The organism is Enterobacter cloacae complex sp. FDA-CDC-AR_0164 (genome assembly GCF_003071645.1).
GTDB lineage: Bacteria > Pseudomonadota > Gammaproteobacteria > Enterobacterales > Enterobacteriaceae > Enterobacter > Enterobacter ludwigii.
This window is the reverse complement of sequence record NZ_CP028950.1, coordinates 2,532,142-2,545,542: the sequence shown is the minus strand read 5'-3', so window position 1 is coordinate 2,545,542 and position 13,401 is coordinate 2,532,142. Positions and strand designations below refer to the sequence as shown.

Genomic DNA, 13,401 nt, shown 5'->3' with positions numbered 1-13,401 from the left:
CGTCTCCCCTTAATGGATCAGCATGCCGCCGTTCACGTCGAGCGTGATACCGGTGGAATAAGAAGAGAGATCGCTCCCCAGGAACAGCGCGGCACGGGCAACATCCTGTGCATCACCAAGACGGTTGAGCGGAATACCCGCCAGAATGGCGGTTTTCATCTCATCGCTCAGCTTGCCAGCGGTGATGTCCGTCTGGATAAGCCCCGGGGTGATGCAGTTCACGCGCACGTTATCCGGCCCAAGCTCACGGGCCATGGCTTTGGCTAGTCCCAGCACGCCGGCTTTTGCAGCGCTGTAGTGCGGGCCGCCAAAAATACCGCCGCCGCGCTGTGCCGAAACTGAAGAGATACAGACAATGCTGCCGGACTTCTGCGCGCGCAGAGTGGGAATCACCGCCTGGGACATCAGCAGCGTACCGCGCAGGCTGACATCCAGTACGGCATCGTAATTGTCGCGCTTAATATCCATCAGTTTGAGCGGCTGGGTTATCCCGGCGTTATTCACCAGAATGTCGATGCGCCCATATTTACCCAGAACCTGCTCAATGGCTGCGTTCACCTGCAACTCGTTGCTGACGTTTGCCGCAAGCCCCAGATGCCCTTCACCCAGACATGCAGCCGCACGCTGGCTGGCCTCGGCATCTAAATCAATAATGACCACTTTCGCGCCCTGCTCGGCATATAATTTTGCCGTGGCGAAACCCAAACCGCGCACAGAAGCCGCGCCGGTAATCACGGCGACTTTATCTTTCAGAAGCATATATTTACTCCAGTATTGTAAGAGAGGTTTTATTTATTATTTCGGTTCTTCCAGCAAGATAATCATGACTAATCCAATTGCTGCGCAAATACCGAAATAAATAAAGACAGAATTAAAGCTTCCAGTTTTATCCAGCAGATAACCTGCCAGCATCGGCGAAACAAATCCGCCGAGATTACCGCCGCTATTAATAATTGATGCGGCGATGGGATACGTTTTGCTGTCCGCAACGGCCATTCCATAAGCGGTGAAGGCGGGCCAGCCTATATTCAGACAGAGACCAACAAAAAAGAGGCCGACACAAACCGCAACGGTGCTTTGCGGGATATTCAGCATGATGACCATCATCAGTACGGTGCTGATGGCTGTAAACATCATGGTCGGTTTACGCCTGCGCCCGAGCCATTTATCGGAGACATAGCCGCCAAAAATCGCGCCGATAAAACCGCCGATACACGGCATACTCGCGACGAGGCCCATGCTCATGAACGTAAAGCCTTTTTCTTTCACCAGATAAAGCGGTATCCAGGTCAGCAGGCCATACAGCACGCTGACCATCATGAAGTAGGCCACACAGTCACCGAGAATATTTTTCGATGTGAACAGACCTTTTACCGTGCTGATGGGCGACAGATCCCGTACGCGGATCAGACGGTCAAGGCGGGAGAAGCCGGGGGAAATCACGATATTTTCCCGTCTGGCATCCGGTGTCGCCTGACCTGCGGTAATGGTCTCCAGTTCGCCCTTTGACACGAAAGGGCTCTCGGAAGGCCGGGTACGTACCAGTAAATACCACAGGACAGCAATGACCAGCCCCGGAATGGCAAAAGAGAAAAAGACCCAGCGCCAGCCCCAGGTCATGGCAATCCACACTGCCAGCGGCGGCACCAGGATGGGGGCAAACATGGTGGCAGCAATATAGACGCCGGTCGCCGTGGCCTTCTCTTTTGGTGGAAACCAGTTATTGATCGTTGATGCCAACCCCACCGGGCATGGCCCCTCGGTTAACCCCAGCCCGAGGCGGATAAACTTCAGGCCCAGCACTGAGGTCGCAGTCCCCATCAACCAGGTAAACGCCGAGAAGCCAAATATCGACAGCGCCACCATCCCGCGAATGCCCTTTTTGGCGATAAAAAAGCCCGCCGGTATTTGGCTCAGGGCGTATCCCAAAAAGAACATACTGGCGATCGCACCGGCTTCGAAATTATTGATATGAAACTCGTCGATGATAAAAGGAAGTACAGCACCAATATTTGTTCGGTCGGCATAGTTAATGGCATACACAATAAATATTAATGCCAGCACAACGAAACGGTAATTGGTTTTCTTTGTCGCTATGTAGGGGGCAACTTGTTCTATACGAGACATGTTTTACCTCATTATTCGAACAACGTGAGTCGTTTTATTTATGCGTTCAACGTCAATATATCGGCTATCGAACGAAACACCATTCAATAAAACTCATTTATTGCTGAGATAAATTTGATACGCGATGCAGGTCATAAAAATAAAATGTAACTCTCATCAATATTCATCGATAAAACACTGTGAACAGGATCATGTTTAATCCATTCAGCCGGGTAAAAATTGCTGACACGATGCCGCAATGTTATGTTTTTTAAAATTGTCTCGTTTAAAAGGAGTGGGCCATGCCCGCGCAGGATCGCCAGACCCTCCCCATACCCTCGCTGCGAAATATTCAGTCCTTTATCGCCGTGGCCAACTCTCTCAGTATCCATCTGGCAGCCGAACAGCTTAACGTCACCGCGTCAGCCGTCAGTCATCAGATCGCCTCGCTGGAATCCTGGATGGGGAAGAAGTTATTTATCCGCAGCGGCAAAGGCGTGACCCTGACCCCGACGGGGGAAAAATATCTGCGCGACGTCTCCGCAGCGATGAGCGCCATCGGCCGTGCAACCGAACAGGTGATGAAAGAGGCTGATAATCCGGTATTGCGCGTTCACTCTTCACCAACGTTTGGCCTGACGTGGTTGTTGCGCCGGCTCGGCAAATTTCGCAGTGAATACCCGGATATTACGGTCAATCTTTCCTGCTCCTATGAGAACCTGCAGTTTGCACGCGATAACATCGATATTGATATTCGCCACGGCATCCCGGACTGGGACGCTTACAGGGTCATGACCATTAAAAACGATGCGCTGGTGGTGCTGGCCTCACCGGCATATCTGCGTGCACATCCCGTCAACACGCCGCAGGACCTGCTTTCACAGGCGCTTATCTCGTCGACCAGCACTCTCGTCAACTGGGAAAAATGGTTTGCCTGGCACAATATCGACCGCCCCTGGCTCAACTTCAGCCTGAGTTTTGATCGTTCTTACATGAGCTTTGAAGCCGCGCGCATGGGGCTGGGATTTATTCTGGAAAGCAAGATGATGGCCACCGATCACCTGAACGATGGCTCCCTGGTGCAGGTGCTACCAGATGAAACGGGGATCGCCATTAATGCGCATCATCTGGTGATGCCGCACATGAACGAACGCACCTGGAAGATCCAGCAGTTTGTTGAATGGATTGATCGCGAGCTGCGTCTGTCGGGGTATCACCTGTAGCAATACCCCGACGTGGCGTCAGGAGACGGTGCCCCACACAAGATGGCCCTTATGGAAGGTCGCGGTACGCGGTGAAATCCGCGCCACGGCCTCGGCGGAACAGGAAGCGTCCACCAGCACAAAGCTGGCATCGTCCTGCGCTTTTGGCCACACGCGCTCGCCTTTGTCGTTCAACGGCAGCACATCACCGGTGGCAATACCCAGCGCGCGGGAGAGCGTCTGTTCATTCGGGCGAATATAGAGCTGGGCGTAAAGATTGGCTTTTTCCAGCATATCCCCCAGCCCATACGGCGACCAGTGGTCAATGACGCTGTCGGTGCCGGTCATGACGAACACCCCCTTGTCACGGAGTTGCTTCAGCGGCATATGCAGGGTGCCAATCGGCACCGTAGAGGCAATGGTCACCTGCTGCGCCGCCATGCGGGTGGCGATTTCATCGACCTGCTGCTCGTTGAGCGTGGCCAGCGCGAAGGCATGGCTGATGGTCAGTTTCCCCTTCAGCGCGGGCGTTTTCTCCACGGTCTCTACCATGTAGTTCACCGCCGCGACGCCTGCCGGGCTGGTTTCATGCAGGTGGATGTCCACCCCTTTATCATAATCCAGCGCAATCTGGAACATCGTGTCGAGGGATTTTTCCATCGCACCGTCCACGTTAGTCGGATCCAGACCGCCCACGTAGTGTGCGCCAGCCTGCATGGCCTCGCGCATCAGCGTTTCGGAGTGCGATAACAGCAAGCCGTGCTGCGGGAAGGCGACAATTTCACAGTCAAACCCCGGCTTGCGGCGCGCTAAGACGGCCTGGAGATTTTCCAGATTCTTCAGGCCGGATGTCGGCTCAATATTGCAATGGCTGCGGGCGAGGGTGGAGCCTTTCGACTGGATTAGATCGATAAGCTTTTCCGCACGCTCCTGCGTGTAGGGCTGTAACTCTGGCAGCAATTTTTGTTCAAGACGGATCATGTCCTGAATGGTCGTGCCCGCCGGGCGGTTAAGGGAATGCCAGGGACCACCGTAAAAGGTTTTATCCAGGTGGATATGCATGTCGCGCATTGCCGGCAGCATCAGCTTACTGCCTGCATCATAGTGTGGCAGCGCGGCATCGGCATGGCTTTTGTTATCACGCAGGGCGACAATTTTGCCGTCATTAATTTCGAGTGTTTTCAGTTCGGTGCGGGTGCTTATCGCCACGCCGCCGTCAACGTTGAACCCGGCCTCCAGCAGCACGTTATCCAGGTAGTAGTGTCTGGCGGTAATGTTCATCGGTTTGCCTGTCTCACAACGTGGTTTCGCAGTCTCTGCAGCATACGCGACGGAGCCAGTGGTGCCAAACAGGGCGCAGGCGGTAACCATTTTGCCGCTCTGGCTAATAAACTCGCGTCGGCTTTTATTCTCACTCATCTTCTCTTCCTTTTACTTACGCATTCACAATGTGGGTACCGGTCTCACCGCGCAGCGCCGCAGGCAGGCAGTCCGGCGAGGTGATGATCACGCGCTTGCCGCCGTCGTTCAGAAACGCCAGCGAGGCGACGATTTTCGGCAGCATGCTGCCCGCCGGGAAGTGCCCCTCCGCCACGTAGCGTTTCATCTGCGCCACATTCACCGTATCCAGCGCCTGCTGGTCTGGCTTACCAAAGTTGATGCACACTTTCTCCACCCCGGTGGTGATCACCAGCACGTCGGCATGGATCTCGCGGGCCAGCAGCGCGGTCGAGAGATCCTTATCAATCACCGCATCGACGCTCTGGTAATCCCCCTGCGCTGTGCGCACCACCGGAATACCACCACCGCCCGCCCCGATCACCACAAAGCCTTTTTGCGTCAGGGTCTTGATAGCCTCCGCTTCAACGATACGCAGCGGCTGCGGTGAGGCCACCACCCGGCGATAACCGCGCCCGGCGTCTTCAACAAAATGCCAGTCAGGATGGGCGTGCTGGAGCGCATCACGCTGCGTCTCACTGAAAAACGCGCCGATAGGTTTGGTGGGATGGGCGAAACCCGGATCGTGTTTATCCACTTCCACCTGCGTGACGACCGTGACCGCTTTTTGCTCGCCGTGGGCGGCCATGCGGTTATTGAGTGCCTGCTGGATCAGGTAGCCGATACCGCCCTGGGTATCCGCCACGCAGTTTGCCAGCGGCGTGAGGGGTAGCCCTTCCCGCTCGTGAGCAATTTCAGCGCGGCGCAGATCCAGCCCCACCTGGGGGCCGTTGCCGTGAGTGAGCACGATGTCATAGTCAGACGCCAGCATCTCCAGCACTGACTCTGCAACCAATTTCACGGCCTGTGACTGGTGTTCAATGGACTGACTGGCGTTATCTTTGATAATGCTGTTGCCGCCAATGGCGACGACCATGAGCTCTTTCATAGTGTTTCCTTTGAAATGGTGCGGGGTGAGGACATCAGCCATTATCAGGACTCCGAAACCGGCGCTGCCGCGCTCACCGCGTCGCGGCTATCAAGAAAATGTTTCACCACAAACATGCCCCCCATCATCAGGTAGGCCGTGACAAACATCAGCGAACTGCCTTCGGCAAAGCCAACCGCTGGCGCGTGGATCACGCCGAACAGCGCCAGCAACGCCCCAACGGCGGCGGCCACGGCTCCGCGCAGCGGTTTGTTGATGATGGCGAAGATAGCGATGCAGCCCCACAGCATGCTGGCGAGCGGTGCGCCGTTACCCAGATGCACCAGTCCCTGGTAGTAGATACCTTTGCTGTGCAGCACGTCGGTGCCAATTTTCGCCGCACTGGTCCCCGCCGCGCCCATCACGCTGTTCATCATGGTCAGCGCCCAGTTGGCGATCCACGGGAACAGGCAGATGAAGATCACGGGGACCTCCACTTTGGGCGTTTCCCGTACTACCTGGTTGGCGGTCACCACCCCGATAAACACCAGAATCGGCACGATGGCGGTCATCGGTATGATGGCGAGCATAAACGCCCCCAGCCCGAACAGCGGTACGATAAACATGGTCACACCGGAGGCCAGCGTGTAGCCAATGCTGGCCCCCATCGCTTTCCAGCCCGCGTGGCCGACGTAAACCGTCACCGGGAACGGGTTACCCATCAGACACCCGAGCATGGAGGCCAGCCCGTTTGCCAGCATCACCTTGCGGGTCGGGTACTCATCCCCCGCCGCGTGGGCGCTTTCGATGTTTTCCAGGTCAAAAATGTAGTTCGCCAGACCCAGCGGGACGGCAGAGGCCAGGTACGGTAATGCGTGCGGCAGTCCCTGCATAAAGCTGTCGACATGCACTTCCGGCGGGTTAAAGCCAAACGACGACATTGAGGCTTTGATGGCCTCCGGGCTCTGCAGACCGGAGATCCACGCCAGCGCGGTACCGGCAATCAGCAAGAGCAGGCCGGTCGGGATTTTGGCGAAGATCGGCTTTTTACCAAACCAGTTAATAAAGATCAGCAGCAGCACGATGAACGACACGGTAGGTGCCTCAAACGCCTGCAGCATCGGGTTCATCGCCAGCAGCAGCAGACCCAGCCCGGACAGGCAAGACAGCAGGACGGTGCGCGGGATCATCTTGCGGATGGTTTCCCCAAGGAACGAACCGCCCGCCAGAATCATCGCCTCCACGAAGCACCACACCAGACCAATCTGGATAGCGAAATCCGCATCTCCGGTTTGCTGGTAGACCGGCATCAGCACCAGAAAGGTCACGGTGAAAATTGACGGCGCGCTTGGGCCAGAAGGCAGCGCGGTGACATCCGTACGCCCGGTCTGGCGCGCCATCTGCAGGCCAAACCACGCGTAGCAGACGCTCGCGACCAGCACCGCCAGCCCGAAGGCTGGCGCAATGCGTCCATAAACAATCTCCTTCGGGATGCCGACGACAAAAATGAGCAGCCCCATCATGGTCAGCAAATTGGTCAGGTTGTTGGTCATCAACCCGAAATACGCCGCCCAGTCACCTCTTTTCCACTCCAGTTTCATGTTTTTCATGGATGCATGCCTTATAAAAAGTAGCGATCGCGGAAGGTCAACAGCGCCTTTTCAAAACAGCTAAACGGCGGGTGAACGATGCCCGCCCCAATCATGCCAATACCTGCGTCTTTGTGGGCAATGGCGGTGTTAATGACCGGCAGAATGCCGCTGCCCGCGACTTTTGTGATGTCGATGGCGGTTGGAATGCCCATAAACGAGAGCAGCGGAATGGTGACGTTCGGGTTTTCACCGAGGGTGATCTCGCGCATCTGACGGGAGAAATCGATGGCTTCATCCACCGTGCCACCCACCAGTGCCACGATCGCCGGGGCTGTGGCCATCGCAAAACCACCGATACCGTAGGTTTCGGTAATGGCGCTGTCGCCAATATCCAGCCCGGAGTCTTCCGGCCTGTAGCCCGCGAACATGGGCCCTATCACCTGCTGCGCCGGGCCGGTGAACCACTGCCCCGGCAGCCCGGAAATGCGCAGGCCGAACTCGTAGCCGTTACGCGCCATGGTGGTGACCACGGTGCTGTACTCAATACCGTGTGCGGCATCCATGGCGGCTTTACACATCGCCATCCACGTCGGGCCGGAGAAGTAATCGCTGCTGGCGACGAACTCAAACACCTCACGCTGCTGTGCCACCGGATACCCGGCCTGAATCAGCCCGGGCGTCAGCGCCTGGATCAGCAGCGTGGTGCCGGCGTTGTTGCGGTTATGACACTCGTCGCCCATGTGCAGCGCCTGGGCCAGCATCAGGCGCAGGTCGATTTCACCAATGATTTTCATGGCATCGCGCAGCATCGGGCCGAGCACGTCACGCATCCAGTTCAGGCGGTCAATAACGCTCTGGTCGTTGGCGCCCATGCGCAGGATCTTCGCCATCTGCTCGCTAAGGTTAGTGAACGCCCGGTTGCCGTAGGTTTTGTTCTCAACGATGTGCATAAACATCGATGCCGAAGTGACGCCCGCCATTGAGCCTACGCAGTCGTGCTCGTGACAGGGCGAGAAGGTGATCGCCCCTGACGCCGCCACGCGCTCCGCGTCGTCGATATCGCGTGCCAGCCCTTCAAACACCAGCGCCCCGGTCACGGCCCCTTTCATTGCGCCACACATGTTTTCCCAGCTGACGGGCGGACCGGCGTGCAGAATGGTGGTGCGGGTCATGCCCGGCACAACGTTGATCGCCTGGTCGTAGCCCACCAGCACCGGATGGGACTGGATAATGCGCTCAAGGGCAATCTTATTGGCGGCGGCGATTTTGTCAGCCAGTGGCGCAAGGGCCAGCTGATCCAGCGCTTCTACAACCTGCAAATTCCCCTGCCCCGGCGGCGTCCAGTCGAGCTGGGTCACGGGGATATGCTGCTTTTTGAGATCCGCACTGAACAGCGCGATACCGACGTTAATCACGTTCAACGGCTGGTTAAATAAGGTCGTCATCAGGCAGTCTCCCCTTTAAAGACAAATTCACGTGCCAGTAATCCGGTGTTGGTGCTGCTGCTCGCCCAGATCACCCCTGCCTCGGTCAGAAGCTGACACTGCTGTGCCAGGGACGGTGAGTCCTGGTCGGTTCCGAGCACATAGCCGAGAATTGCCAGCGGGCGGTTATCGGCTTTCGCCGTCGCCTGCGCCTCTTTTATGGCCTCAAGCATCACGCCAACCGGATCCTCGTGCGCGCCAAAGCCCAGAACAAAGTCCATCACGATCACGCCCACCTCGGGGTCACGCGCCTCCTGCAACAGGCGGCTGATGCGGTTGGTCGGGTCGATCATCGGGTGCGGTTTGCCGTGGGTGAAATCGTCATCTCCAAAATCAAGGAAGGTGTGGGCTTTACTGACGTTGATATCGTCCAGCCGTTTCGCCGGGTCGGGTTGAATGTTGCTGTAGACGTCGTCGAACTTTTCCAGCGCGGCGAACATGGCCTCATCGCACAGGGTGCCGCCGCAGAACAGGCCGCGGATGTATTTCTGCTGGGGTGTCAGCCGGGCACGCACCTCTTCGATCAGTGGCCAGTTCAGCGGATGCAGGTCGAGAGACTCTTTTTTCACCCCCGTTAACAGCACGGCCTTCAGCGCCGCCTCTTTGGTGCCACGGGCGAACTGCAGGTTGCCTTCATCAGCCGGCGGCTGATGACGACCGAGGAAACAGACCACCACCGGTTTGCGGCAGGTGCGGGCGCGGGCCAGCACTTTTTCTGCCACCGACGGCGCAGGCGGTTTAGAGATGAGGGTAATCACCTGGGTGGCGTCGTCAGCGTCCAGCATCGCGATGGCATCCAGCATCATCAGGCCACCTATCTTTTCGCTCAGATCGCGCCCGCCGGTGCCAATCAGCTGCGACACGCCGCCGCCGAATTCATGGATCCGCACGCTCAGCTCCTGGCTGCCGGTCCCGGACGCCCCGATAATACCGATCGGTCCGCGGCGCACCGCATTGGCGAAGCACAGCCCGGTACCGTTGATAATGGCCGTGCCGCAGTCCGGCCCCATCATCAGCAGCCCTTTCTGGTGTGCCAGCTGCTTCAGCGCCAGTTCATCATCAAGGCTGACGTTGTCGGAGAAGAGCATGACGTTGAGATCGTTTTCCAGCGCCTGACGTGCTTCGCGGGCGGCAAACGTGCCGTTTACCGAAATCACCGCCAGGTTGCTCTCAGGGCGATGGGTTTTCGCACTGGCAAGGGTGGCATAACGTGCTTCATGGCTCCCGCCGCTCTCCTTGCGGGTGAAAAGCGCTTCGATGGCTGCCAGCGTTTCGTCATTCGCCGCCTCGCCTTTAATCACGATCATTAAGTCGCCGTTTTTGGCATCCGCTAATTCCGGCGTTAATAGCCCGAGATTTTTTAATACGCCTTTGTTCATTTCTGTCGCCATAGCCACAAAAGCCTGCTCAACGCCCGGCAATTTATTGGCCCTGGTGGAAACCGACATCAATGACACCGAGTCAAAATAGGTATTCTTTTTTATGACGATTTTGGTGGGCATTATTTTCTCCTGAATGAGGATAAAAGGGGGCCGCCGTCGTGCAATAGGCACGTCGGTAAAATACTGTCTGAATGAGCGACCAGCCGGAAAAGGCTGGCCGAAGGAATTACGCGCCTGCGGCCAGCAGCAGGTCTGCTATCTGGTGGTAGCCTTTTTCCCGCGCCAGTTCGAGCGGGGTTTTGCCGTATTTATCGGTCATGTGCGGATTTGCGCCGTTATCCAGTAACAGTTTTACAATTTCCTGCTGTTTCGCGCCGCCATCGTTGAGGACAATCGCTTCCAGTAGCGGCGTCCAGCCCACGAAGTTGGTGTGGTTGACGTTAATATCGGTTTTCTCCAGCAGCTCGCGCACAATCTCAACGTGCCCTTTCTCGCTGGCAGGCGTAATGCCGACACCACCGAAGCGGGTCAGGCGATCAAGATCCGGATTGGCGGGTAAGACTATTCGCAGCAGGGTTAAATCATTTGTCAGGCAGCTAATCAGGAAGGGGTTAAAACAGGTCTGATCCTGTTGATCAATATCTGCTCCGGCGGCAATTAAAAATGCCACGCAGTCATAATGCTTTTTCAGACTGGCAATAATAACGGCCGTTCTTTTCTGGCGTTGAGTGGCATTAATATCGACACCTTTTTCAAGGCAGGCTTTTAGCCCGTCAATATTGCCCTGCTCTGCCGCCAGCAAAAATTCAGTAACGAGTTCGTTCGCAGACATATTCAGACTCCCCATGATGTATTGCTCATGACCTGAGAATAGCAACAGCCTGGTGAGAAAAGAATCCGCTTAAAAATCATTCATCGACAGTCAATTCATTATTGAGTTAAATTCAACAATTCAGCCAAAATGTGCGGCCGTGCAATCTTTTACTTATGTTTTAGCGCTTTTATTCGCCTCAGACAGCATTCTGCTTATGCCTGATGAAGCCTGATATGACGAGGCTCGACGCAAATAATCAGAACTGTGACCGCCGTCATACGCGTTGTAACAGCGCTGTTAAAATATGTTCAAAACTGATGGCTACCAGGAGCCGTAATATGAATTCCATCTTTACTGAAGAGAACCTGCTGGCCTTCACCACGGCCGCACGCTTTGGCAGCTTCAGCAAAGCCGCCACCGAGCTTGGCGTAACCACCTCTGCCATCAGTTACACCATCAAGCGTATGGAGACCGGGCTGGATGTGGTGCTGTTTGTACGCAATACGCGCAGCATTGAGCTGACCGAGTCGGGGTTTTACTTTTACCGTAAAGCGACCGACCTGCTGAATGATTTTCATGCCATCAAGCGCGGGATAGACACCATTTCGCAGGGCATTGAGGCGCGGGTCCGCATCTGCATCAATCAGCTTTTGTACACCCCACGCCATACGGCGCGGCTGTTGCAGGTGCTGAAAAAACAGTTTCCTACCTGCCAGATCACCGTCACGACCGAGGTTTACAACGGCGTCTGGGACTCCATCATCAACAACCAGGCCAATATCGCGATTGGCGCACCGGATACGCTGCTCGACGGCGGCGGCATTGATTACACCGAGATCGGTGCCATCCGTTGGGTATTCGCCATCGCGCCGGAACACCCGCTGGCCTTCGTGCCGGAGCCGATAGCCGAAAGCCAGCTGCGTCTGTACCCCAACATCATGGTGGAAGACACGGCGCACACTATAAACAAGAAGGTCGGCTGGCTGCTGCACGGCCAGGAGGCGATTCTGGTGCCCGACTTCAACACCAAATGCCAGTGTCAGATCCTTGGGGACGGGATTGGTTTTTTACCGGAGTATATGGCCCGCGAGGCGGTGGAGGACGGGCTGCTGGTCACGCGGCGAATCAATAATCCGCGTCAGGATTCACGCATGCTGCTTGCCACGCAGCATGCGGCGACCGGCCAGGTTACACGCTGGATCAAACAGCAATTTGGTCCACAGGGCGTGCTGACCGGGATATACAGCGATCTATTGTGGCGCGCTTAGTTTTTGCTTTGCACCCAAAACGCGTGAATAAGACCAGGGATGTAGCCCAGTAAGGTCAGAACGATGTTAATGATAAACGCCCAGCCAAACCCTTTGCCGAGCAGCACGCCCAGCGGTGGCAGGATAATAGTAAAGACAATACGCCAAAAACCCATAACGACTCCGTGCAAGCTAACCAATTGAAAATAAAAAAGAGAACATTCTCTAAGCGTAGCCAGTTTAACGGCCTGCGCCATCTCTTTATCGCCCTTTTACCCTCTTTTACGCTTTTGACACTGGCTTAATCCTCCCCATTAGTTTAGAGTTTTCTTAATTAAGTAAAGACTAAACTAATATGACTGAACTCGAACAACTTCAGGCCAGCGCCGGACAGGCCGCAGCCCTGTTAAAAGCGATGAGCAATCCGCGTCGGTTGCTGATCCTCTGCATGCTGTGCGGTACACCGGGTACCAGCGCGGGCGATCTGGCGCGGGCGACGGGGCTTAGCCCATCCGCCACGTCACAACATCTGGCGCGTATGCGTGAAGAGGGGCTTATCGACAGCACCCGTGAAGCGCAGCGCATTCTGTATTTCATTAAAAACGATGCGGTGCATCAGCTGATCAGCACCCTGAAAAGCCTCTATTGCCCGTAAGGAGCCACCATGTCACTACCGCTCATTTCACCCCAGCAGGCCAATGCGCTCGTTGCTGAAGGTGCAAAACTGATCGATATTCGCGATCCCGACGAATATGCTCGCGAGCATATTCCCGCCGCCCGGTCCGTGCCGCTGGACACCTTACCCGGCGGGCTTGAGACGCCCGCGGGCGAAACGGTGATTTTTCACTGCCAGTCTGGCGCCCGGACATCCTCGAACGCAGCCCGCCTTGCTCAGGCTGCCGCGCCTGCTCAGGCGTTTATCGTTGAAGGCGGAATTCAGGGGTGGAAGCAGGCCGGGTTGATCACGCAGGAAGACACATCACAGCCGCTGCCGTTGATGCGTCAGGTGCAAATTGCCGCCGGGCTGCTCACCCTGTGCGGGGTCGTGCTGGGCTTTACGCTCTCCAGCGGCTTTTTCCTGCTGAGCGGCTTTGTGGGTGCCGGGCTGCTGTTTGCCGGTCTGACCGGGTTTTGCGGAATGGCGAGACTGCTGAAAGTGATGCCCTGGAACCGGCGTACCTCGTAAGCAGTAATCGGTGAAATACGCTG

Annotated in this window: 13 protein-coding genes; 4 read left to right on the top strand and 9 right to left on the bottom strand. The window is 56.2% G+C overall.

Annotation, left to right across the window (positions count from 1 at the left end):
* Positions 1-9 precede the first annotated feature (9 nt).
* On the bottom strand, positions 10-759 hold the full coding sequence (locus AM410_RS12570) for an SDR family NAD(P)-dependent oxidoreductase (protein WP_014171297.1): 750 nt from the start codon (positions 757-759) through the stop codon (positions 10-12).
* Positions 760-795: 36 nt separating this feature from the next.
* On the bottom strand, positions 796-2,127 hold the full coding sequence (locus AM410_RS12565) for an MFS transporter (RefSeq protein ID WP_014171298.1): 1,332 nt from the start codon (positions 2,125-2,127) through the stop codon (positions 796-798).
* A 281-nt stretch (positions 2,128-2,408) separates the two neighbouring features.
* Here AM410_RS12565 and AM410_RS12560 point away from each other — a divergent pair, with 281 nt between their 5' ends.
* A complete protein-coding gene (locus tag AM410_RS12560; protein WP_020883878.1) occupies positions 2,409-3,329 on the top strand; it encodes a LysR substrate-binding domain-containing protein in 921 nt (306 codons plus the stop codon).
* 18 nt (positions 3,330-3,347) lie between these two features.
* On the opposite strand, the gene AM410_RS12555 is transcribed toward AM410_RS12560, so the two are convergent.
* From AM410_RS12555 to AM410_RS12530, 6 genes are all read right to left on the bottom strand, one after another.
* Entirely contained in the window at positions 3,348-4,727 is a 1,380-nt protein-coding gene (locus AM410_RS12555) for an amidohydrolase family protein (protein WP_108647896.1), read from the bottom strand.
* Positions 4,728-4,743: 16 nt separating this feature from the next.
* A complete protein-coding gene (locus tag AM410_RS12550; RefSeq protein WP_025203405.1) occupies positions 4,744-5,694 on the bottom strand; it encodes a carbamate kinase family protein in 951 nt (316 codons plus the stop codon).
* Positions 5,695-5,738: 44 nt separating this feature from the next.
* Positions 5,739-7,283, bottom strand: a complete 1,545-nt coding sequence (locus AM410_RS12545) for a hypothetical protein (RefSeq protein WP_032678822.1) — start codon at positions 7,281-7,283, stop codon at positions 5,739-5,741.
* 11 nt (positions 7,284-7,294) lie between these two features.
* Positions 7,295-8,710: a DUF1116 domain-containing protein gene (locus AM410_RS12540; RefSeq protein ID WP_032680426.1), complete on the bottom strand. Its 1,416-nt coding sequence runs from the start codon at positions 8,708-8,710 to the stop codon at positions 7,295-7,297.
* Entirely contained in the window at positions 8,710-10,251 is a 1,542-nt protein-coding gene (gene fdrA / locus AM410_RS12535; RefSeq protein ID WP_059306469.1) for an acyl-CoA synthetase FdrA, read from the bottom strand. Before fdrA ends, AM410_RS12540 begins: the two co-directional genes overlap by 1 nt.
* 106 nt (positions 10,252-10,357) lie before the next feature.
* Positions 10,358-10,963: an ankyrin repeat domain-containing protein gene (locus AM410_RS12530; RefSeq protein WP_020883872.1), complete on the bottom strand. Its 606-nt coding sequence runs from the start codon at positions 10,961-10,963 to the stop codon at positions 10,358-10,360.
* A 320-nt stretch (positions 10,964-11,283) separates the two neighbouring features.
* Between AM410_RS12530 and AM410_RS12525 the strand changes: the two genes are divergently transcribed.
* Positions 11,284-12,213 carry a LysR substrate-binding domain-containing protein gene (locus AM410_RS12525; RefSeq protein WP_020883871.1) on the top strand — a complete coding sequence of 310 codons (930 nt, stop codon included), beginning with the start codon at positions 11,284-11,286 and terminating at the stop codon, positions 12,211-12,213.
* On the opposite strand, the gene AM410_RS12520 is transcribed toward AM410_RS12525, so the two are convergent.
* Positions 12,210-12,368: a YqaE/Pmp3 family membrane protein gene (locus AM410_RS12520; RefSeq protein ID WP_032678825.1), complete on the bottom strand. Its 159-nt coding sequence runs from the start codon at positions 12,366-12,368 to the stop codon at positions 12,210-12,212. The genes AM410_RS12525 and AM410_RS12520 overlap by 4 nt on opposite strands.
* Positions 12,369-12,547: 179 nt before the next feature.
* Here AM410_RS12520 and AM410_RS12515 point away from each other — a divergent pair, with 179 nt between their 5' ends.
* Positions 12,548-12,847 (top strand): ArsR/SmtB family transcription factor, encoded by a 300-nt coding sequence (locus tag AM410_RS12515; RefSeq protein WP_020883869.1) that lies wholly within the window; start codon positions 12,548-12,550, stop codon positions 12,845-12,847.
* 9 nt (positions 12,848-12,856) lie between these two features.
* A complete protein-coding gene (locus tag AM410_RS12510) occupies positions 12,857-13,378 on the top strand; it encodes a rhodanese family protein (protein WP_073396516.1) in 522 nt (173 codons plus the stop codon).
* The last annotated feature ends 23 nt before the right edge of the window (positions 13,379-13,401 follow it).